Below are 20,385 nucleotides of genomic sequence, written 5' to 3'. Positions count from 1 at the left end.
TCAACGGTTTATCGCACTAAACATTAGGGAGATTTTACTTTAAAAAGAAACAGTCCCAATAAAAAACGGGACTGTTTGTAAATAATTAATTGTCAGTTATTTAACGGGAACGCTAAATTCAACTTCTTCCGGAGGCAAACATTGTTTGTCGTTACACACCATGTATTCTACTTTGCCTTTTACTGCGGTAGCGCCTTTATTCAATTTAATTCTTTGCTGAAAAATCACAGCATTTTCGAAATATGCTACGTTCATTTTGAAGGTATCTTCGTATTTCACAATGGCTTTTGGTTCTGCTGTTTTTCCTACCAAGGCAAAGTCTTTAGACGGAGAGAAAGTAAATGTTGTTTTAACGGGGCCGCCATCTTTCACATTTTGAGAATAAATGTGCCATCTGTCTTCAATAGACGCTTTAATGTAAACAACTGCTTCATTATTGCCAACTTTTTTTGCTGTGTAGGCCCAGGTTACGGGTTTCTCAATCTGAGCAAAAGCGCCTGCAACAGTAAACATTACCATTGCCAGGATTAATGTGATTTTTTTCATTTGTGTGTATTTATTGAGTGTAAAAATTCTATTTCTTTAAAATTGAAGTATCTTTGATCTCCATTTACTTCAACAACTAACCGCCCATCTTCATCTATACCTTCGATCGTTCCATCAAAATAATCGCTTCCTGATTTATAATTCGCTTTAACTTTAAAGTTGTACAGCCGATTGAGATAGTGTTCGTGGAGCGTTTTATAACCACCTGATTTCAAAATTAGGTAGTATTTTTCCATTAAAACAAATATTTTATCGATAATGTCATTCAAATGGATTTCTTTTTGTAAAATTTGAATGACTGAAGCAGCTTTTTGTTCAATATCTGCGTTAAAAATGCCTTGATTAACATTTATGCCAATGCCGATAATGGTTGATTTAATCATAATGCCTGACAGGCTGTTCTCAATTAGTATTCCGCCTAGTTTTTTGTTGTAATGGTAAATGTCATTTGGCCATTTAACCGATATTCCCTCAGGTATAAAAAGCGATAAAGCTTCGCTTACCGCTAAACTAGTGATGATATTAAGGTAAAACTGTTTTTGTAAAGGCAAGAAAAACGGTTTAAAATACAAGCTCATGCTGATATTCTTTCCAGGCATTGAAAGCCAGACATTACCTTGTTGTCCACGGCCGGCAAACTGATTATCTGCCATAATTACAGTTCCTTCTGTTAATGGCTCGGAATTTGACAACAAATTTTTTAAAAAGTTATTAGTAGAATCAACTTCTTTTAATTTGATTAAATTTTGACCAACAAATAGTGTCGAAAAAGTGTTATTTTGCAAGTGTTGAATTTATAATATTGTAATTCCAAAATTAAAGCATTTTAATGGTAAAAAAGAAAATAGTAACCCTTTCAACATACCTTTCTGAATTGGCCGTTCATGGCATCCAAGAGAAAAAAGGCGAAGATATAGTGCGGTTAGACCTTCGGGATATTCATACTTCTGTAGCGGATTATTTTATTATTACGAGTGCCAACTCCGGGACTCAGGTAAAGGCTATCGCCGATAGCGTAGAAAAAGAGATTTATAAAGCCACGCAGACGGATCCCAGACATAAAGAAGGATTTGAATCTGCAGATTGGGTTATTCTTGATTATTTTGATGTGGTTGTACACATCTTCAAGACGGAAAAACGTCACTTTTATGGCATCGAAGAACTTTGGGGCGATGCCGAAAGCACCAACTATCAGAGTGCTTAATTTCCAAAATTAATTTTTGAAAAACAGATGAACGATAAGCAAAATAAAAACGAGAAACCCGGGAGAAGAATGCCCAATATCCCTAAAAAACCACAGAAAGGATCAAAATTCAATATTTTCTGGGTTTACGCGGCGATTATTGTGGCCATTGTTGCTGCTCAATATCTTTTGAGCGGAGACGGCGGGAAAGAAATTACCTACCCTACATTTGAAAAAATGTTGGTAGCCGGCGACGTTGAAAAAGTAGTTGCCTACAAATCTGATGACCTGGTTAGAGCCGAGGTTTATCTTAAAAAAGCAAGTCTGGATAAACCAGAATATAAAGCCTATAAAACCAATAGTTCTTTAAATGTAAATTCTAATCCGCCAGTTTATTTTAACGCCGGAACAATGGATGGATTGGACAAACAGTTGGTAGAATCTCAAAAAGATCTTCCGGCAGATCGCGGAAGAATTGTAGCCGAAAAAACAAGTCGGAGCAATCCATTAGCAAGTTGGTTTTTAAGTATCATCCTTCCGGTATTGTTGCTGATTGGTTTCTGGATTTTTATGATGCGTAGAATGGGCGGTGGCGCTGGCGGCGGTGGTCAGATTTTCAGTATTGGAAAATCAAAGGCGCAGTTATTCGATAAAGAAAGCCAGGTAAGCATAACATTTAACGATGTTGCCGGATTGGAAGAAGCCAAAACAGAAGTAATGGAAATTGTGGATTTTCTTAAAAATCCAAAAAAATATACCGATTTAGGTGGAAAAATACCAAAAGGAGCATTGTTGGTAGGTTCACCAGGTACAGGTAAAACCTTGCTTGCAAAGGCTGTTGCCGGCGAGGCTCAAGTTCCATTTTTCTCACTTTCAGGATCTGACTTCGTAGAAATGTTCGTAGGTGTTGGTGCATCACGCGTTCGCGATTTGTTTAAACAAGCAAAAGATAAATCACCATGTATCATTTTTATCGATGAAATTGATGCGATAGGTCGCGCACGCGGTAAGAATGGTGTAATGGGAGGTAATGATGAAAGAGAAAATACATTAAACCAATTGTTGGTTGAAATGGATGGTTTTGGTACCAATACACATGTTATTATTCTTGCAGCAACCAACAGAGCAGACGTTTTAGATAAAGCATTGTTAAGAGCAGGTCGTTTTGACAGACAGATATATGTAGACTTGCCGGATGTTGTAGAACGTAAACAGATTTTCGAGGTTCATATTGGCCCGCTTAAAAAATCTGAAGAATTGGATACCGAATTTTTAGCTAAACAAACTCCTGGCTTTTCTGGTGCAGATATTGCAAATGTTTGTAATGAAGCGGCTTTGATTGCAGCACGTAAAAATAAATCGGCAGTTGATAAACAAGATTTCTTAGATGCTGTTGACCGTATTGTTGGAGGCCTTGAAAAGAAAAACAAAATTATCACGCCAAGTGAAAAACGCGCAATTGCGATTCATGAGGCTGGCCACGCAACTGTGAGTTGGTTGTTGGAACACGCAGCTCCGCTTATTAAGGTAACTATTGTGCCGCGCGGACAAAGTTTAGGCGCAGCCTGGTATTTGCCGGAAGAACGTTTAATTGTTCGTCCGCACCAAATGTTGGATGAAATGTGTGCAACGATGGGCGGAAGAGCTGCAGAAAAAGTAATGTTCGATACGATATCTACCGGCGCTTTGAGCGATTTGGAAAAAGTAAACAAACAAGCGCGTGCAATGGTAACCATTTATGGTTTGAACGATAAGCTTGGAAATATCACCTATTACGATTCTTCAGGTCAGAATGAATATAACTTCTCAAAACCATATTCTGAAGACACTGCCTTAACCATCGATCGCGAAATCTCTACATTGATTGAAGGCCAATATCAAAGAGCAATCAAATTGCTTGAAGACAACAAAGATAAGCTAATTCAGCTTGCAGATATTCTGATCGAAAAAGAAGTGCTTTTTAAAGATGATTTAGAAGCCATTTTCGGAAAACGTTTATTTGAAAATGAAGCTGAAAGTGGTACGCCAGGACAAATTACTCCTGTAGAAGCATAATTATAATTTCAAAAACAATACATTTGCTTCCCTAGTTCTCAAAACTAGGGAAGCTTTTTTTTAATGATGAAGGAAAATACAACTGCTAAAGAACAAATGCTCAAAAAGATTAGGAAAGCCCTTTTGGAAAAAAAGGAAAATCCTTATCCCAATTTGGAAGAAAGCCGATTGTATCCATTAAACACAGATCCTTTAGAGGTTGTATTTGCCGAACAATTGGCGGCTGTATCCGGAAATTTTATTTTTTGCGAGGATGGAATCGATTTTATCGAAAATATGCTCCAATTGGCAGATCAGTTTAAGTGGCGTAAAATTTATTGCTGGGAACCAGAACTGCAAGAATTTCTTTCTAAATATGAATTTCCTTTCTATCAAACCGATAAAGATTTTGATCAGGCCGAAGTTGGTATTACGCTTTGTGAATCTCTTATCGCAAGAAACGGTAGTGTTATGGTGAGTAATGCAAATGCAGCAGGCAGAAGATTGAGTATTTTTCCGCACCATCACATTGTAATTGCCAAAACCAGTCAGTTGGTATTAGACTTGAAAGATGCCTTTTCTTTACTTAAGGTGAAGTATGGAAATCAGATTCCAAGTATGATCAGTAACATTACGGGCCCCAGTCGTACTGCAGATATTGAAAAAACACTCGTTCTTGGCGCACATGGTCCTAAAGAGTTGTTTGTATTTTTAATTGATGATTTTAGTTAAAAAATTTCTTTATTTAATTTTTAAACTATAGTTTTATACTGCATACCGATTTGGTATGTAGTATAATTTATGAGCAAATTAATAAATACTGTCATTAGCGGGACTGGAAGCTATATTCCAGAAAATATTATTTCCGGTAATGAATTTTTAAATTCGACTTTCTTTGAGAATGGGAATAAGATGGAAAAGGGAAACGCGGAGATTATCCATAAGTTTTCTGAAATCACTGAAATTGTTGAGCGAAGATATGCCTGTAAAGAATTGCTCAACCATGATATGGGCGCCAAAGCTGCCGAGGCAGCAATCGAAAATGCAGGTATAGATAAAGAAAGTCTGGATTATATTATTTTCTGCCATAACTTCGGTGATCTTCGTGTTGATACGAACAGAATTGATATTCTTCCTTCTCTGGCAGCAAAAGTAAAAGAACAAATTGGTATTGTTAATCCTGACTGTGTAGCATATGATTTAATATTCGGGTGTCCTGGTTGGGTACAAGGTGCAATACAAGCCAATTATTATATTAAAAGTGGCGATGCCAAACGCGTTTTGGTTATCGGTGCAGAAACACTGAGCAGAATCATAGATCCGCATGATCGCGACAGTATGATTTTTTCTGACGGTGCCGGTGCGGTAATTTTTGAAGCCGAAGAAAGTGAAACGCCGAAAGGATTGCTTGCCCACAAAACAGAAACCCATTCTAATTACGCCAGTTTACTAACCATGGGTAAAGGCTTTAATCCAGATGAAACCAGCGGCAATTATTACCTAAAAATGAATGGACGTAAATTGTATGAATTTGCAGTTGTACAGGTGCCTCAGGTGATTAAAAAAGCTATAGATAAATCTGGTTTAGATGTTGAAGATATCGATATTGTTTTCGTTCATCAAGCCAATGGAAAAATGGATTCTGCTATAATGAAACGGTTATTTAAATTGTATGGAAAAGAAACCGTTCCGGATAACCTGGTTCCAATGACGATTTCATGGCTTGGCAACAGTTCTGTAGCTACCGTACCAACACTTTTAGATTTGGTATTGAAAGGTAAAGTCAAGGGTTACGGTGTTAAGCCAGGAGATGTAGCTGTTTTCGCTTCTGTTGGTGCGGGCATGCACATCAATGCATTCATTCACAAATTTTAATTATTTAAGCGTTTTATAGCTGTTTTTGCCTCACTTTCAATACTACTTTCGTATTGGTGGTTTTTCATCGCAATGGCGAGCGTATAAGATGCTTTTGCTTTTGCGATGTTTTGTTTTCTTTCATAAATCCTGCCCATTTGTAAAGCTGCATTTGCAGCGAAATAGTATTTGAGTGATTTACCTGCATTTATAGTTTGCTGGTAGTAGATCAAAGCGGCATCAAATTGGCCTAAAGCATCTTTTATTCTCGCCATTCGGTAATTAAATTCAGTTTTGTCTTTCTGCGTGGAAAAGGAATTTATACTTTTTGTGGAAAGGCTTTGTTCTGCTTTCTCCATGTAACCACCATCAGCAAGAAGACGTGCTTTGAGTAAAGCCACATTCGGAGCATCATCATTGGCCTCATTCAGCGCTTGTTTATCGCGCTCAGCGTAAGTATAGCCTTTAGATTTTACCCTGTCTATAAAAGTGTTATAAGCCGTTTTGTTGCCGTTAATAAGCGATAGCCAGCCAAGATGAAGGTTTGCATCTTTAATATAGTCTGTGCCTTTTGTATTTTGTAAAAAACGGTTAAAACATGCAGCTGCAGATGGTTCTAGTTTATTTAATCTCGCTATACCTTCCAGGTAATCGAGATAAGGGTAAGGCTGATAAACGGTACTTTCTGGTTTGCGACTCAAAATTGCAATGGCTTCGTCACTGTGGCCGGTTTTCACACTAACATATGCTTTAAGATAGCTTTTGAGTAAACTCGTATCGGAGATGTGATCCGTATATTTCATCGTTTTTGCAAATGAGGAATCATCATGAGCAACATCCGTAAGTACATATAAATAGTAGAAAACGGTTTCATTGTAAAAAGCAGAATACTGGCTTTTAGGCAGCTCATTGGTCAGTTTTTCAAACATATCTAAGCCGCTTTGCATATTGCCTTTAAAGCCAAAGGTTGCTAATGCCGTTTTTAGTGCGCCATCTGGCAAATTTCCCAGTACAGCGTTTATTAATGCTAAACCCTTAAAATTTAATAGAAAATCAGGAAATTTTTTAGTATTGTCTTTAAGTAGATTATTGGCGCGCCTGATTTCCATTGCTGCATTGAAAAATTCGCCGAAACGGCTGCGGATTAAAGCCCACTGAAGATTAATTTCTGCTTGGGCAAACAAATAGTACGGAGAACTCTTATCGCCGTTGCCAATTTTATCCAACCGAATGGATTTATTTGCTTTAAGTCGGTCAAAATCATCTTTACTATTGGAGGTCAGCAAGGTGAAGTAATCCACATAATTCTCCAGCAATGGAATCATTGAGTTGTCTGGATGCGCTTTCTTTTCTGTGTTGATATAGGCTTTTGCATTACCGAGTTTAAGCTCAAAAATGCTTCTATATGCGTTTTGACAATTGGTGTTGAAATCGAAGTTGGCGAAAAGTGCCGTTGGCAGGTTAATCGAAATAAAAAGGAATAGTAATCGTATTCTGGACATATACACAAAGGCCGTCTTTGCTTGGTTTAAAACGTTTAGGGATAAACGTTAAAATACACTTCTTGTTTTAAATACAAACAGAAACGGCTCCGAAGTATTCTTTCGGAGCCGTTTCTGTTATATGCAGTATCTGCAAATTATGCTTCAGCAACTTCGTGAGTTAATGCTTCATCTACCAGGATACGACCGCAATGTTCGCAAACAATAATTTTTTTGCGCTGACGGATATCCAATTGGCGTTGAGGCGGAATCTGGTTGAAACATCCTGAACAAGAATCGCGATCGATAGTTACAACAGCTAAGCCATTAATTGCATTTTTACGTAAACGTTTGTATGCAACCAATAAACGGTCTTCTATTTGAGTTTCCGCTTTATTGGCTTTGGTAATCAAATCGTCTTCATCCTTTTCAGTTTCTGCAGTGATTACATCAAGTTCTGCTTTTTTCACATCTAAATCTTTTTTACGGCCGTCTAAATCTGCTAAAGCAGCATTGTAAACGTCGGTTTTAGAAGTGATTTCAAACCCATGCTCCTTGATTTTCTTTTCAGAAACTTGGATATCAAGACCTTGAATTTCAATTTCTTTAGTTAAAGCATCGTATTCACGGTTATTTTTAACCTCTTTTAATTGAGAATCATATCTTTTGATATTGGCTTGAGCATCTTTGATGGTGTTTTTACGGGTTACAATTGCATCCTCCAAATCATCAAGCTCACCTTTAATTTTTTGGATTCTAGTTTCTAAACCTAATACATCATCTTCAAGATCAGCAACTTCCATTGGAAGCTCACCTCTTACCTGACGGATTTTATCAATTTTAGTGTGGATATTTTGTAATTCGTATAAAGCTTTTAGCTTTTGCTCTACGGTTTGTTCCATTTAAAACAAGTATTTTATGGGGTTTGTATTTTGCTCCGTTAAACGGATTGCAAAGTTAGTAAATTTTTTCCGAATAATTTCAAGCAATAAATCTGAGGTAAATTGTTCAGTTTCAAAGTGTCCGATGTCTGCAATCACAAGTTTTTCTTCTGCATCAAAAAATTCATGATATTTAAAATCTGCAGTAATGAAAGCATCTGCGCCGGCAGCGATGGCTTCTCTGAGTAAAAAACTTCCTGAGCCACCACACACCGCAACTTTTTTAATCCGTTTTGGAGGCAATTCGGTATGCCGAACTACTCTGGCCTGCATACGGTCTTTTACCAAGTGTAAAAAATCATACCCGTCCATATCATATTCCAGCCAGCCAACCATTCCAGATCCTACCAGTTGGTGTTTGTTTTCGAGCTGGTAAATGTCATATGCAATTTCTTCGTAAGGATGGTTTTCGAATAAGGCAAGCAATATTTTTCGTTCGGCTTGTACCGGATATACCATTTCTAAACGTGTCTCTTCTTCGCGATGGCGAATATTGCGTTCGCCAACAAATGGATCAGACTGATCATTGCCTTTAAATGTGCCAAAACCCTGCGCATTAAAACTGCACTCGCTATAATTGCCAATGTTGCCGGCACCCGCATAAAACAAAGCCGAACGAAGTTGCTCTGCTTGTGCCAACGGACAATACGTGACCAGCTTTTTTAAAATACCTGTTTTTGGTGATAGTATTTTTGTGCCGGTTAAACCTAAACGTTCACAAATCCGAGCGTTTACTCCGGTATGAATACTATCCAAATTGGTGTGTATGGCATACAAGGCTATATTGTTTTGTATGGCTTTCATAACCACACGTTCTACGTAGGTTTTGCCGTTAAATTTTTTTAAACCTTTAAAAACAATTGGATGGTGTGTAATGATGAGATTGCAACCTGTTGATATTGCTTCGTCAACAATTTTTTCTACACAATCTAAAGCAACCAGGGCCGCTCTGATTTCCATATTCGGATCGCCAACAATTAAACCAGAATTGTCGTAATCTTCCTGATAGTTTAAAGGCGCAATGCTTTCCAGGTAGTTTGTGATTTCCGCTAACTTCATTTTATAAAGATATGTATTTGCTTTTTGTTTGTAAACTATGATGGGGTTTAATGGCAGATGCCTGCGTAAATTAAACCCGATAGAAATGAAAAGTCCGCAACCCGTTTTTTTCGGGTGCGGACTTGTAATGTATAGCGGGGCAGTACATTGTGATTTGCACTGAACTTGCTTTGCTTAAAATTCTGATGGTTTGGTTTGGAAACCGCCCATGCGCAACATTTGTAAGCTTTCAAATACCATTTTCTGATTGTACTCAAAAGTTAAGCTTTTGTGGTTGATAATGTCTACTATGGTTCCGATGGCGCAAAGACCGCCGGTTAGCAGATATAAAATGCCCATGCCTACCTGCCCGATTACAAATCTGTGGATACCGGCAAAACCGAAGAAGCCAATAAGTGCCAGAATAAGTATTTCTGAAGCTTGTTTTCGTCTGCTTGCATAAATCATCAAGAAGTTGCGCAGCTGCTGTTCATTTAAACCTGTAGTGGCTTGTTGTAAATATGAATATTCTTCTGGCGTTATACCTGGTAACGACATTAGAGGAGATTGAAATATGTCCATTTTTCTATGTGTTTGTGGTTGAAATCTTAATTACTTTTTTTCCTTTTAAAAGCGTGTACACTCTGTAAATGATAATGAGTAACGCAGGAAAGCCAAACCAATGGTGATGAAAGCTCTCGATAAACCGGCCATGTAAAATATCGCCTATCGATCTGCCTAAACCACAACCCGGACACCAATTTTCAAAGCCCATATTTGCAATTGGGCAAAGCGTAAAATGATGCTCTTGACTATTGCTTAACGCCAGCAAAAGTATTGCTGTGAGCCAAAACAAAGTTTCGAAATTTAGCCTTCTTATCTGTTTCATTTACAATAATTAGAGTGTTTCGTATTTCAAATGTTACAACATTTTGCAACAAAGGATTTAGTATTCTAAATAGGAATGTACAGGATAAAAAGTGTTAAGCCAGAAGTTTGAAAATTTAAAAGAAAGCCGTTTGCTGTTAAGACAGCTCGGCAAGCGTTGTAATGCCGCCTTTTACAACATCGTTAAGAGAAACGTTTACTTTTGTACCTACCGGAAGAAAAACATCTACACGAGAACCGAATTTGATGAAACCAAATTGTTCTGCCTGTGTAACCTGGTCTCCTTCTTTAACATACCACACAATACGACGCGCCAATGCACCAGCAATTTGACGAAATAAAACCGGTGTTCCGTTTTTGTGTTCTACAACTGTTGTAGTACGTTCATTTTCTGTAGAAGATTTCGGATTCCACGCTGCAAGGTATTTGCCGGGATGATATTTGAAGAATTTTACAACACCAGAAATTGGATTTCTGTTGATGTGAACATTTACCGGCGACATGAAAATAGAAACCTGTAAGCGTTTATCTTTAAAATATTCGCCTTCTTCGGTTTCTTCAATTACCACAACTTTGCCATCTGCGGGGCAGATTACAAGATTTTCTCCTGAAGAGAAACTGCGGCTTGGGTTGCGAAAAAATTGTAAAACAATGATGAATAATCCTGCAGAAAAAATATAGATAAACCACCTTAGCCAGGTAATGTCATAATATTTATAATCGACAACAGCGTTGATTACGAAAATAAGTAAAACAGTGATGGCAATAGTTGTGTAGCCTTCTTTATGTATCGTCATTGTAATAGAGATTTTAGAACAAAGGTGCGAAAAATATATCAATCGCAATTAGCGTTTTTTCTTGGATTTTGATTGGTGTGGATTAACGAGTTCTGTAAATATCTTTCAGATTGCGGCCTAATCCGTCGTAATCTAATCCATAGCCTACTACAAATTCATTCGGAATTTCAAAGCCAATATATTCCAGCTCTTCTATCTCATATTGTAAAGAAGCCGGTTTAACCAATAACGAGCAAACTTTTAGCGAAGCCGGCTTTTTCTTTTTTACTTCTTTTATGATGTGGGTTAATGTTAAACCGGTATCTACAATATCTTCTACGAGGATAATATGTCTGTTTTCGATATTTTCTGGCAGGCCAATCAATTCTTTTACATTTCCTGTACTTTCTGTGCCAGAATAAGAAGCTACGCGCATAAAAGCAACTTCGCAGGGTACCTCAACTTCTTTAATCAAATCTGCCATAAACAAAAAGCTTCCGTTTAAAATGCCGATAAATAGTGGGCATTTATTCTCATACGCCAGGTTTATTTGCGTGGCAATAAGCCTGTTTTTTTTGTTGATAGCGTCGTTTTCTAAAAAAAGTTCAAAAGTTCTGTCCCCTACTTCTACTGTTTGCATGTTATATTAAATTCTATTGTTTTGATTATTGGCCTGCCGGAGTATTTTGTTTCTCCAGCTCTTTTTCTCTTTTACGTTGCTCTCTGCGTTCTTGTCTTAACTGTTTTTTTGATTTTGTTGTGTCGGCGGGTTTCGCTTCTACCGTATCTTTTTTCCCAGAACCAAAAATCCGGTCAAATAAATTTTTGTTTTTGTCTTGCATAATTACAGGCGCTGCATCGTCGTCATCGTCAAAGATGGTTGTGTCAACAGCCGCAGTGTCGGGTGCAAGATAGCGGCGTAAACCTTCTCTTAAACGTACATTATAAAAGCCATAGCCAGACGTATCTGCCGGGGTTAAACCTCTTCTGGCCATAATATTTCCCATAAACCGGAAGTAGTTGAACATATATGGTTTTAAACTTCCGTCTGATACGAATTTATACATTGCCGCTTTAGGTTTAGGTACAATGCTGGCCAGAAATAAGCCTTCGCCAATGGTTAGATCAGCAGGATGTTTACCAAAATAATACCGCGAAGCTTCTCCGATACCGTAAATGTTTTGGCCAAGTTCCATAATATTAAAATACACTTCTAACATGCGTTGTTTGCTAATCAGATGGTTGTGTTCGATAAGCCATACAATCAAAATTTCTTCGGCTTTTCTGGCTAAAGTTTTCTGGCGGCTTAGATATACATTTTTAACCAGCTGCATGCTGATGGTGCTGCCACCTCTTTTAAACTTTTTTTCTTTGAAGTTAACAGCGATCGATTTCCGGATTGATTCTTCTACAAAGCCATTGTGGGTAAAGAAAGATGGATCTTCTGCGGTTAGAACAGCATTTTTAAAGTTGTTTGAAATGGAGGTTAAAGGTGTAAAATTTGGATTTTGCGGGCCAATGGTAATATCGCGCATTGGCTTTCCGTATTCATATGGTGTGTAAACAAAAGTGCTGTTAATCTTTTGAAGATCTGTTTTTCCCCAATGTAGAATTTTAAAATCTACCGGCGAGAGTGAACTGCTGAAGCGAACACTATCCGGAATGGCTGTATCCAGATAAAAATTCAAGTTGTATTTTAATTTCCCCTGGACTTTTAGGCCGTCTAATGATTCAAACAAACCTTGCGGAAAAGCCTCGAAAATGCTTTGAGCATCTTGTTCTTCTGCATTTAGTTTTAACTCGTAAATTTTATTTTTACCCAATGTATACTTAACAAAAGGATGTATTGAGGCATTTTTGATATATGCAGTTGAGCTGCTGTCTAAAGCCAGGTAATTAGATCCTACTAAAATGTCGGCATCCAGTTTTGCGTTCGGAACCACAATATCGTTGCTCGCAATACGGGTTTGGTTGATGAGCATATTTTTAACTGCCCACGATCCAGATATTTTATAATCTCCGCCGCTGTAACGGGCATCTTTTAATTCGGTTTGTAAGGTGTCAAAGCTAAGTTTCGCATGCAGTTTATTGTTTAAATAAGGTAATTCAAGTTTTTTGCCATCGGCATAAGCGCGAAAACTCAGTTGTCTTTTTCCTGGTTTTACCAATCCATCCACATGCCAGCGGGCTTCTCCATGGTTTACATCTATGGTAGAGCGCAGATCGCCATTGTCAATAACTGCATTTGTAGCAAAGCTTAGTTTGGCTGTGTCATGATCATTCAGGTTAAAAACCATGTCTTTTACATCCATATCATCAGGGATTTTGTACAATACCTGATTCAATAAATTACTGGCAATTTCAGAAAGATCTACTTTGCTCTTGGTTTCTGTGCTGTCTTTCTTTTTTCTTTTAAGGATAAAATCGATATTGCTGGTAGAATCTTTAAAAACCACACTAACATAACCGTTTTTGAGCACTACATCAGAGAGTTTTACATTGCCGACCAAAAGCGGGAACAAGCGAACGCTAATGCTCATTTCAGCAATGTTTGAAAGTGTGTCGCGGTCTTTTGGTACAACAGAAAGGTTGGTCATTTTAACGGTACTCAGTCCGGCAAATCCGGCAGAGCCAATCTTTACTTCCAGCCCGTAATCTTTGTCGGCTTTTGCTATCGCTTTAGCGACCATTTTTTTAAGCAAGGCTTCACGTTTACTATATGCTACCGCGCCAAGTGCAAAGAAAAGCAGTAAAAAAACACCTAAAATCCAGGCTCCAATCTTCAAATATTTTTTGGGAATGTTAATTTTCGGTATTTGCATAAATTGCTGAAAAAAGGTTAAATGCTTAAACGTAACAATCAAATGTTTATTTCGTGTTAAAATTACAGTTAAAAACCCTAAATAAAAGTATTTGTGGCTATGTTTTGTTAATTTTGAATTTTAATTAATATGATGCAAATACGCCCCCAACAAGTTTTGGATGCTCTTAAAAATGTTGAAGATCCGGATCTGAAAAAGGATTTGGTTACCTTAAACATGATTAAGGATTTACAGATCGTTGACCACAAGGTCAGTTTTACCTTAGAGCTTACTACTCCTGCCTGCCCGATGAAAGACATGTTAAAAAATGCATGTACCAATGCAATTAAGCATTTTGTTTCGGCAGAGGCAGATATTACGATCAATGTAACATCCAGAGTTACTCAGCCAATCAACACTTCTTCCTTAGATAACATCAAGAACATCATTTTGGTTTCTTCCGGTAAAGGGGGCGTAGGCAAATCAACTGTGGCAAGTAATCTTGCGGTAGTTTTGGCTAAAGATGGTGCAAAAGTAGGCTTAATAGATGCAGATATTTATGGTCCTTCTGTACCTACAATGTTTGATCTGGTACATGCCAAGCCTTCTGCAGAAGAAACAGCAGATGGCAAAACGAAAATTTTGCCGATAGAAAAATATGGAATCAAATTATTGTCTTTAGGTTTTTTTGCAGATCCGGGTCAGCCCGTTCCCTGGCGAGGGCCAATGGCATCAAATGCGATTAAACAATTATTTAACGATGCAAGTTGGGGCGAATTGGATTATCTGATTGTAGATCTTCCACCGGGAACAGGCGATATTCATATTACTATAACACAAAGTTTCCCAATCTCAGGAGCTATTGTGGTTACAACACCACAACAAGTTGCACTTGCGGATACACATAAAGGATTGGCAATGTTTAGAATGCCTGGAATTGATATTCCGGTTTTGGGCGTTATAGAAAATATGTCTTATTTTACACCTGCTGAACTGCCAGAAAATAAATACTATATTTTTGGTAAAGGTGGCGGACGTAAATTGGCTGAAGACTTTGATGTGCCTTTTCTGGGAGAAATTCCGATTGTACAAAGCATCGCCGAAGGTGGCGACCAGGGCTTGCCCGTGTCACTAAATGAAAGTGAAGTTTTGGACGTTGTTTTTGGAGATATTGCCAGCAAAATTGCGCAACAAGTGTCAATACACAATGCGCAAGTCGTTAATTAACAAAAAAATACTATTTTTATACTTTTTAAAAAACACAGATAATGAATTTAACAGAGCGAGTTGAACAGGCATTGGAAACCATAAGACCATACTTATTGGCAGATGGGGGTAATGTTTCTGTTGAAGAAATTACCGACGACAAGGTTGTCAAGTTGAAGCTTTTAGGAAATTGCGGGTCATGTCCAATGAGTTTTATGACGATGAAATCGGGTATAGAACAAGCAATTATGAAAGCTGTTCCAGAGATTACTTCTGTAGTGGCCGTTAACATGGCAGAACAAGAATAGGCTTTAACACAATTTAACAAGCTGGTTTTAGTATTAGGGTTACTTTTGTGCTAATGAAATATTGTGCTATACTGTTTTTCTTATTTTTTTCCATAACCGCTCTTGCCCAACAGAAGCCGGAACAGGAAAAATTGATTCAATTTTCGGGGATTATCACCGATATTGATAGCACCAATGTAATACCTTACGTAACCATAACCAATCTTTCTCAAAACAGTAAAAGAGTTGCGGCCGATTACCGCGGCTATTTTAGTTTTATTGTAAATCCCGGTGATACAATCTTGTTTACCGCCATTGGTTACAAAAAATTCTCTACTATAATCCCGAAAAGTACACCTGATAGTAAGTATACTATAATGGTTAAGCTTAAAGTAGAAGTGATGAATTTGCCAACCGTGAAAGTTTTTCCATGGGCAACTACAGAAGAATTTACACGCGCCTTTTTAACCATGAAAATTGCGGATGATGACATGGCTATTGCGAAGAAAAACCTTTCAAGAGCAGCATTAAACGGAATGGTTCAAACATTACCAAGAGATGCTGGCGAAATTTCGAGTCAGAATTACCGCTATAATTTCGATAGGATGGTGAATAAAAACATGGTTCAAACTATTCCTTTACTTAATCCTTTTGCGTGGGGAAAACTGATGCAGCAAATATTTGATGGCGATAAGAGCCGAAGCGCTGATAATGAATAAGAAAATCTTAAATATAAAAAAAGCCACGTAAGTGGCTTTTTCTGTTTAAATACTATCTCTTTTTACTTTTATTTGGGAACTTCATTTTGTATTCTGTTCTGATATTGCCTTTAGATATGGCATCTAACTTTGATTTGATCATCGTTTTGCGCAAAACACTTACTTTATCTGTAAATAGTTTTCCTTCTATATGATCATATTCATGCTGTATCACACGTGCAGGCAAACCGTCTACGTCATCTGTATGCTCTACAAAATTTTCATCCAGATAATTGATTTTGATATTGGGTTTGCGCATAATGTTTTCCCGGATATCTGGAATACTTAAACAGCCTTCATTAAAAGCCCATGGCTCGCCGGTTTCTTCTACAATTTGCGCATTAATGAACACACGTTTATAACCTGGCGTACCATCTTCATCTTCGCCAGTATCTACAATAAACAAACGAATTGGCAAGCCAATTTGAGGTGCAGCCAATCCTACCCCATTTGCATTGTACATGGTATCGAACATATCACTGATCAGTTGTTTCAATTCAGGATATTCCTCGTTTATTTCTTGTCCAACTTTTTTTAATACGGGATCTCCGTAAGCCACTATTGGTAATTTCATTGTTATTGTTTTTGCAGATTGAGACCTGCGTTATTGTAAAAACTTTCGCCAGAATTTATTTTTCCAGCCTATTCTTTAAAGGGTAAAATTTACCCGGAAATACAAAAATATGAATTATTCCTCTATTGGTGCGAAAGTGAAGACATTAAGGGCTTCAATATTCAAAACTTCATTCGCAATTTGGGCAATTTCTGTAGTGCTTACGCGGTTTACTTTTTCAAACACTTCTTCGATAGAATCAATTCTGTCGTGATCGATCAGGCTTTTGGCCATAGCGATAATCAACCCAATTCGGTTTTCTTCGCCTAGCGCAATCTGACCTATAAATTTATTTTTCGCTTTCTGCAACTGTATTTCATTGAGCGAATTGTCTCTTAATTTTTGGATTTCTTTTAAAATCAACTTTAATGCACGGTGATGCTTCTCTTTGTCGGTTCCGAAATAAATAGAGAAAATTCCACTATCGCTCATTGGCGAAAAACTAGATTCAATGGTATACGCAATGCCATGTTTCTCCCGAATCTGAAGATTAAGTACAGAACTCATTCCGTTTCCGCCGAAATGATTGTTCAGCAACATCAACCCGGCTTTTAATGAATGGTGTGTAGAATACGTCTGTGCGCCTATTATGCAATGGTTTTGCATTATAGGTTTGTAAATTGTTTTGTTAAAAACCGGAAGTATGTCTGGCGTTTTTCGGTTTCGTTTTCCACTATTTTCCGCAACATCACTAAAGTATTTTGTTCCTTTAGATACAAAATTTTTAAAAGCGTAATTGCCAATTACAGCAACTACGATTTCATTGGTGAGGTAGTTCTTTTTCCTGAAATTTAGTACATCTTCTCTCGTAAATCCTTTAACAGAATTTACAGTTCCTAGAATATTGTTTCCCAGCGGGTGACCAGAAAAAAGCATGTCTTCAAAATCATCATTGATGGCTTCTTCAGGTTGATCCAGATAAGATGCAATTTCATCCAGTACAACTTCTTTTTCTTTCTCCATTTCCTCTGCAGGGAAGGTAGAATGAAAGATGATATCATTAAAAAGGTCTAGTGTACGATCGAGATAAGGATTGAGAAATGATGCATGTACACAGGTGTATTCTTTTGTTGTATATGCATTCAAATCGGCACCAACACTTTCCAATCGGTTTAAAATCTGCGTTGTGCTTCTTTTTTCTGTGCGTTTAAAAATCAGATGCTCTATAAAATGTGCTAAACCGGCCTTATTTTCAGGCTCATCGCGTGATCCGGTATTGACAATTATACAGGCATGAGATATAGTAGATGCCGAAGGTACGTGCAACAAACGGATTCCGTTGGGCAAAGTGTGAACATTGTATTCCATTGACCGGCAAAGATACAGAACTATTTATTGTGGTTTTTCTGACTGATGTAATTTTGAAAGCCCATTAAGGAGTGTAAATATTGCCAATTTGTTAAAAATGAAGACCATCCCGTCATTCCAGCTATTTTAATGAAAAATGATGTTAAATTGCCGTTCTTAATCGCATATTGTTTAATAAAATGAAGTTAGCGTATAAAAAATTGGTAGTCAAAGTTGGTTCTAACGTACTCACCCGGGCAGATGGATTGCCCGATGAGTTGCGCATCAGACATTTGGTTGATCAACTTGCGCAAATTAAAAAACAAGGAATAGAGGTTATATTGGTTTCATCTGGTGCCGTGGCTTCTGGCAGAAGTTTAATTAAAGTTTCTGAAAAACAGGATTCCGTAACTACACGCCAGCTTCTTGCAGCTATCGGGCAAGTAAAATTGATTAATACCTATTCTAATTTTTTTGTTGAGCATGCTTTGCAATGTGCGCAGGTGCTGGTTACAAAAGAAGATTTTCGCGACCGGGCGCATTACCTGAACATGAAAAACTGCCTGCAAATTCTGCTTCAAAATGAAGTGATCCCAGTAGTTAATGAAAATGATGTGGTTTCGGTTACAGAGTTGATGTTTACCGATAACGATGAACTCGCCGGGTTGATTGCTTCTATGCTAAATGCCGATGCGCTGGTTATTCTTTCTAACGTTGATGGGATTTATAACGGAGATCCGAAGCTGGAAAGCTCCACGGTAATTGAAGAAATTACGGGCTCGGTTTCTAATCTTGCCTCTTTTATCAGTACCGGAAAATCATCTTTCGGGCGTGGCGGAATGATTACTAAAACAACAATGGCGCATAAAGTGGCCAAACTTGGTATACATGTTCATATTGCGAATGGAACAAGAGATCAGGTTTTGACAGATTTGCTTGATGCCAGATTGATTCATACACACTTTGTTCCGGAAAAAAGTAAATCGGGAAAGAAAAAGTGGATTGCACATTCAGAAACTGCAGCCACCGGAGTTGTTCGATTAAATAACGGCGCAAAAGCGGTTCTAACTTCAGGAAAAGCAACTAGTTTGTTGCCCGTTGGAATTATTGAAATCAAAACAGATTTTTTAAAAGGCGATATCATTAAAATTATTGATGAACAAGATCAGCTAATTGGCTTGGGAATTGCAGAATATGGTGCCGATAAAGCCAGAGAATGTGTTGGGCAGAAAAAGGAAAAAGCCCTGGTTCATTATGATTATTTTTATTCGGTAATTTGAGGGGGAAAACAGAAAGGTAAAAGCGGAAAGTTTTCATACCTGAGTTGATAACCTGATGCTAAAAAAAGTCACTCTGTATTCCTCTGTGAAAACTTGGCTCACTCGGTGGTTAATCCAAAGGAAGAATTTATCTTCCTTGCGCTTAAAAATGTATTAAAATCTATGCCATACACAACATATTTCGAACGCGCTAAAATGGCGTCAAGAGTCTTAACCACATTATCTAAAGATAAAATCAACCTTGTGCTGTCCGATTTATCTTTGGCGCTTGTTCAGCAAACCGATAGTATTTTGTTTGCGAACGCTAAAGACCTGAGTAAAATGCCGCAGAACGATCCGAAATACGATCGTCTAAAATTAACCGCTGCACGCATTGCAGATATTGCCAAAGACATTGAAAACGTAATTGCATTGGCCAGTCCGCTCGGCGAAATTTTATCGGATAAAAATCTGGATAACCATCTTCATATTCAAAAAATTAGCGTTCCGTTGGGTGTTGTTGGTGTAATTTACGAGGCGCGGCCGAATGTAACGGCCGATGTATTTTCTCTTTGTTTCAAAACCGGAAATGTTGCGGTACTTAAAGGTGGAAGCGATGCAGAGCTATCTAATCTGGCCATAGCAGCTGTAATTCACAGTGTTTTAGAACAGCATCAGATTAACCGCGATGTACTTACTTTATTGCCTGCCGATCGGCCTGCAACAGAAGCATTGCTTCAAGCGCGCGGTTTTATTGATGTTTTGATTCCGAGAGGAAGCCAATCATTGATCAATTACGTGCGCGAAAACAGTAAGATTCCGGTAATTGAAACCGGAGCTGGAATTGTACATACCTATTTTGATGCCTTTGGCGATCTGGAAAAAGGGAAAGCAATTATCTTTAATGCCAAAACACGTAGGGTTTCTGTTTGTAACGCGCTAGATTGTGTGTTAATCGATGAAAGTCGGGTAAATGATATTCCTGCCCTTTTATCGCCTTTGGCTGATGGAGAAGTAACGTTATTTGCAGATGATAAAAGTTATGAAGTGCTGCTAAATACATATCCCGATGCTTTGCTTCATCGGGCGAAGCCAGAACATTTCGGAACAGAGTTTTTATCGTTAAAAATGGCTGTTAAGGTGGTTGATGATTTTGAGGCAGCTTTAAATCACATTGCTGATTACAGTTCTAAACATAGTGAAGCCATAATTTCTGAAAATGCAACGCATATAGCGCAATTCCTTAATCAGGTAGATGCTGCTGCGGTGTATGCAAATGCTTCTACCGGATTTACGGATGGCGCTCAATTTGGTTTGGGCGCAGAAATTGGCATTAGTACACAGAAATTACATGCCCGCGGACCAATGGGTTTGCAAGAATTAACCAGTTATAAATGGATTGTGCAGGGAAACGGGCAAATTAGAAACTAATC

21 protein-coding genes are annotated in these 20,385 nt (G+C 37.9%); 9 read left to right on the top strand and 12 right to left on the bottom strand.

Features of this window, described 5'->3' with window-relative positions; all coding sequences use genetic code 11:
* Positions 1-96 precede the first annotated feature (96 nt).
* On the bottom strand, positions 97-546 hold the full coding sequence (locus tag ACJVDH_RS20165) for a protein-disulfide reductase DsbD domain-containing protein (protein ID WP_443945204.1): 450 nt from the start codon (positions 544-546) through the stop codon (positions 97-99).
* The gene (locus tag ACJVDH_RS20160; RefSeq protein ID WP_443945203.1) at positions 543-1,331 is read right to left on the bottom strand and encodes a biotin--[acetyl-CoA-carboxylase] ligase; all 789 of its coding nucleotides are present in this window, start codon (positions 1,329-1,331) and stop codon (positions 543-545) included. Before ACJVDH_RS20160 ends, ACJVDH_RS20165 begins: the two co-directional genes overlap by 4 nt.
* A gap of 44 nt (positions 1,332-1,375) precedes the next feature.
* Between ACJVDH_RS20160 and rsfS the strand changes: the two genes are divergently transcribed.
* From rsfS to ACJVDH_RS20140, 4 genes are all read left to right on the top strand, one after another.
* The gene (gene rsfS / locus ACJVDH_RS20155) at positions 1,376-1,750 is read left to right on the top strand and encodes a ribosome silencing factor (protein ID WP_443945202.1); all 375 of its coding nucleotides are present in this window, start codon (positions 1,376-1,378) and stop codon (positions 1,748-1,750) included.
* Positions 1,751-1,777: 27 nt separating this feature from the next.
* Positions 1,778-3,784 (top strand): ATP-dependent zinc metalloprotease FtsH, encoded by a 2,007-nt coding sequence (ftsH, locus tag ACJVDH_RS20150; protein WP_443945201.1) that lies wholly within the window; start codon positions 1,778-1,780, stop codon positions 3,782-3,784.
* 66 nt (positions 3,785-3,850) lie between these two features.
* Positions 3,851-4,495, top strand: coding sequence for a LutC/YkgG family protein (locus ACJVDH_RS20145; protein WP_443947642.1), 645 nt, complete (start codon positions 3,851-3,853; stop codon positions 4,493-4,495).
* Between the two features lie 69 nt (positions 4,496-4,564).
* Entirely contained in the window at positions 4,565-5,638 is a 1,074-nt protein-coding gene (locus tag ACJVDH_RS20140; RefSeq protein ID WP_443945200.1) for a 3-oxoacyl-ACP synthase III family protein, read from the top strand.
* Here the strand turns inward: ACJVDH_RS20140 and ACJVDH_RS20135 are convergent.
* The 8 genes from ACJVDH_RS20135 to ACJVDH_RS20100 all read right to left on the bottom strand — a co-directional run bounded on the left by ACJVDH_RS20135 (position 5,635) and on the right by ACJVDH_RS20100 (position 13,527).
* Positions 5,635-7,119, bottom strand: coding sequence for a tetratricopeptide repeat protein (locus ACJVDH_RS20135; RefSeq protein WP_443945199.1), 1,485 nt, complete (start codon positions 7,117-7,119; stop codon positions 5,635-5,637). The genes ACJVDH_RS20140 and ACJVDH_RS20135 overlap by 4 nt on opposite strands.
* Before the next feature lie 137 nt (positions 7,120-7,256).
* Complete coding sequence (locus ACJVDH_RS20130; RefSeq protein WP_443945198.1) at positions 7,257-8,000, bottom strand: zinc ribbon domain-containing protein; 744 nt, start codon at positions 7,998-8,000, stop codon at positions 7,257-7,259.
* Positions 8,001-9,098 (bottom strand): Nif3-like dinuclear metal center hexameric protein, encoded by a 1,098-nt coding sequence (locus ACJVDH_RS20125; RefSeq protein ID WP_443945197.1) that lies wholly within the window; start codon positions 9,096-9,098, stop codon positions 8,001-8,003.
* A 174-nt stretch (positions 9,099-9,272) separates the two neighbouring features.
* A complete protein-coding gene (locus ACJVDH_RS20120; RefSeq protein WP_443945196.1) occupies positions 9,273-9,659 on the bottom strand; it encodes a TM2 domain-containing protein in 387 nt (128 codons plus the stop codon).
* Between the two features lie 4 nt (positions 9,660-9,663).
* Positions 9,664-9,966 (bottom strand): DUF2752 domain-containing protein, encoded by a 303-nt coding sequence (locus tag ACJVDH_RS20115; protein WP_443945195.1) that lies wholly within the window; start codon positions 9,964-9,966, stop codon positions 9,664-9,666.
* Positions 9,967-10,102: 136 nt separating this feature from the next.
* Complete coding sequence (locus tag ACJVDH_RS20110) at positions 10,103-10,762, bottom strand: phosphatidylserine decarboxylase family protein (RefSeq protein ID WP_443945194.1); 660 nt, start codon at positions 10,760-10,762, stop codon at positions 10,103-10,105.
* 82 nt (positions 10,763-10,844) lie between these two features.
* A complete protein-coding gene (hpt, locus tag ACJVDH_RS20105; RefSeq protein ID WP_443945193.1) occupies positions 10,845-11,381 on the bottom strand; it encodes a hypoxanthine phosphoribosyltransferase in 537 nt (178 codons plus the stop codon).
* 25 nt (positions 11,382-11,406) lie between these two features.
* Entirely contained in the window at positions 11,407-13,527 is a 2,121-nt protein-coding gene (locus ACJVDH_RS20100) for a transglycosylase domain-containing protein (RefSeq protein WP_443945192.1), read from the bottom strand.
* Between the two features lie 168 nt (positions 13,528-13,695).
* Between ACJVDH_RS20100 and ACJVDH_RS20095 the strand changes: the two genes are divergently transcribed.
* The 3 genes from ACJVDH_RS20095 to ACJVDH_RS20085 are packed head-to-tail and all read left to right on the top strand — an operon-like array spanning position 13,696 to position 15,754.
* On the top strand, positions 13,696-14,769 hold the full coding sequence (locus ACJVDH_RS20095; protein WP_443947641.1) for an Mrp/NBP35 family ATP-binding protein: 1,074 nt from the start codon (positions 13,696-13,698) through the stop codon (positions 14,767-14,769).
* A gap of 41 nt (positions 14,770-14,810) precedes the next feature.
* Complete coding sequence (locus ACJVDH_RS20090; RefSeq protein ID WP_443945191.1) at positions 14,811-15,056, top strand: NifU family protein; 246 nt, start codon at positions 14,811-14,813, stop codon at positions 15,054-15,056.
* Between the two features lie 53 nt (positions 15,057-15,109).
* Positions 15,110-15,754 (top strand): hypothetical protein, encoded by a 645-nt coding sequence (locus ACJVDH_RS20085; protein WP_443945190.1) that lies wholly within the window; start codon positions 15,110-15,112, stop codon positions 15,752-15,754.
* Positions 15,755-15,806: 52 nt separating this feature from the next.
* Here the strand turns inward: ACJVDH_RS20085 and def are convergent, their stop codons facing one another.
* Both def and ACJVDH_RS20075 read right to left on the bottom strand, forming a co-directional pair.
* Positions 15,807-16,367 carry a peptide deformylase gene (def, locus tag ACJVDH_RS20080; RefSeq protein ID WP_443945189.1) on the bottom strand — a complete coding sequence of 187 codons (561 nt, stop codon included), beginning with the start codon at positions 16,365-16,367 and terminating at the stop codon, positions 15,807-15,809.
* 114 nt (positions 16,368-16,481) lie between these two features.
* Complete coding sequence (locus tag ACJVDH_RS20075) at positions 16,482-17,714, bottom strand: M16 family metallopeptidase (RefSeq protein WP_443945188.1); 1,233 nt, start codon at positions 17,712-17,714, stop codon at positions 16,482-16,484.
* Between the two features lie 179 nt (positions 17,715-17,893).
* Here ACJVDH_RS20075 and proB point away from each other — a divergent pair, with 179 nt between their 5' ends.
* Positions 17,894-18,973 (top strand): glutamate 5-kinase, encoded by a 1,080-nt coding sequence (gene proB, locus ACJVDH_RS20070; protein WP_443945187.1) that lies wholly within the window; start codon positions 17,894-17,896, stop codon positions 18,971-18,973.
* A 162-nt stretch (positions 18,974-19,135) separates the two neighbouring features.
* Entirely contained in the window at positions 19,136-20,383 is a 1,248-nt protein-coding gene (locus tag ACJVDH_RS20065; RefSeq protein ID WP_443945186.1) for a glutamate-5-semialdehyde dehydrogenase, read from the top strand.
* Positions 20,384-20,385: the final 2 nt, after the last annotated feature.

Origin of the sequence: Pedobacter terrestris (assembly GCF_052343045.1) — a bacterium.
Lineage (GTDB): Bacteria > Bacteroidota > Bacteroidia > Sphingobacteriales > Sphingobacteriaceae > Pedobacter.
Note: the sequence above shows the minus strand (reverse complement) of the source record. Positions and strands in the feature narration are given on the sequence as shown.

Coding starts and splice junctions, on each gene's coding strand:
- ACJVDH_RS20165 (WP_443945204.1), bottom strand. CDS start 546: ATGAAAAAAATCACATTAATCCTGGCAATGGTAATGTTTACTGTTGCA.
- rsfS (WP_443945202.1), top strand. CDS start 1,376: ATGGTAAAAAAGAAAATAGTAACCCTTTCAACATACCTTTCTGAATTG.
- ftsH (WP_443945201.1), top strand. CDS start 1,778: ATGAACGATAAGCAAAATAAAAACGAGAAACCCGGGAGAAGAATGCCC.
- ACJVDH_RS20145 (WP_443947642.1), top strand. CDS start 3,851: ATGAAGGAAAATACAACTGCTAAAGAACAAATGCTCAAAAAGATTAGG.
- ACJVDH_RS20140 (WP_443945200.1), top strand. CDS start 4,565: ATGAGCAAATTAATAAATACTGTCATTAGCGGGACTGGAAGCTATATT.
- ACJVDH_RS20135 (WP_443945199.1), bottom strand. CDS start 7,119: ATGTCCAGAATACGATTACTATTCCTTTTTATTTCGATTAACCTGCCA.
- ACJVDH_RS20130 (WP_443945198.1), bottom strand. CDS start 8,000: ATGGAACAAACCGTAGAGCAAAAGCTAAAAGCTTTATACGAATTACAA.
- ACJVDH_RS20125 (WP_443945197.1), bottom strand. CDS start 9,098: ATGAAGTTAGCGGAAATCACAAACTACCTGGAAAGCATTGCGCCTTTA.
- ACJVDH_RS20120 (WP_443945196.1), bottom strand. CDS start 9,659: ATGGACATATTTCAATCTCCTCTAATGTCGTTACCAGGTATAACGCCA.
- ACJVDH_RS20115 (WP_443945195.1), bottom strand. CDS start 9,966: ATGAAACAGATAAGAAGGCTAAATTTCGAAACTTTGTTTTGGCTCACA.
- ACJVDH_RS20110 (WP_443945194.1), bottom strand. CDS start 10,762: ATGACGATACATAAAGAAGGCTACACAACTATTGCCATCACTGTTTTA.
- hpt (WP_443945193.1), bottom strand. CDS start 11,381: ATGCAAACAGTAGAAGTAGGGGACAGAACTTTTGAACTTTTTTTAGAA.
- ACJVDH_RS20095 (WP_443947641.1), top strand. CDS start 13,696: ATGCAAATACGCCCCCAACAAGTTTTGGATGCTCTTAAAAATGTTGAA.
- ACJVDH_RS20090 (WP_443945191.1), top strand. CDS start 14,811: ATGAATTTAACAGAGCGAGTTGAACAGGCATTGGAAACCATAAGACCA.
- ACJVDH_RS20085 (WP_443945190.1), top strand. CDS start 15,110: ATGAAATATTGTGCTATACTGTTTTTCTTATTTTTTTCCATAACCGCT.
- def (WP_443945189.1), bottom strand. CDS start 16,367: ATGAAATTACCAATAGTGGCTTACGGAGATCCCGTATTAAAAAAAGTT.
- ACJVDH_RS20075 (WP_443945188.1), bottom strand. CDS start 17,714: ATGGAATACAATGTTCACACTTTGCCCAACGGAATCCGTTTGTTGCAC.
- proB (WP_443945187.1), top strand. CDS start 17,894: ATGAAGTTAGCGTATAAAAAATTGGTAGTCAAAGTTGGTTCTAACGTA.
- ACJVDH_RS20065 (WP_443945186.1), top strand. CDS start 19,136: ATGCCATACACAACATATTTCGAACGCGCTAAAATGGCGTCAAGAGTC.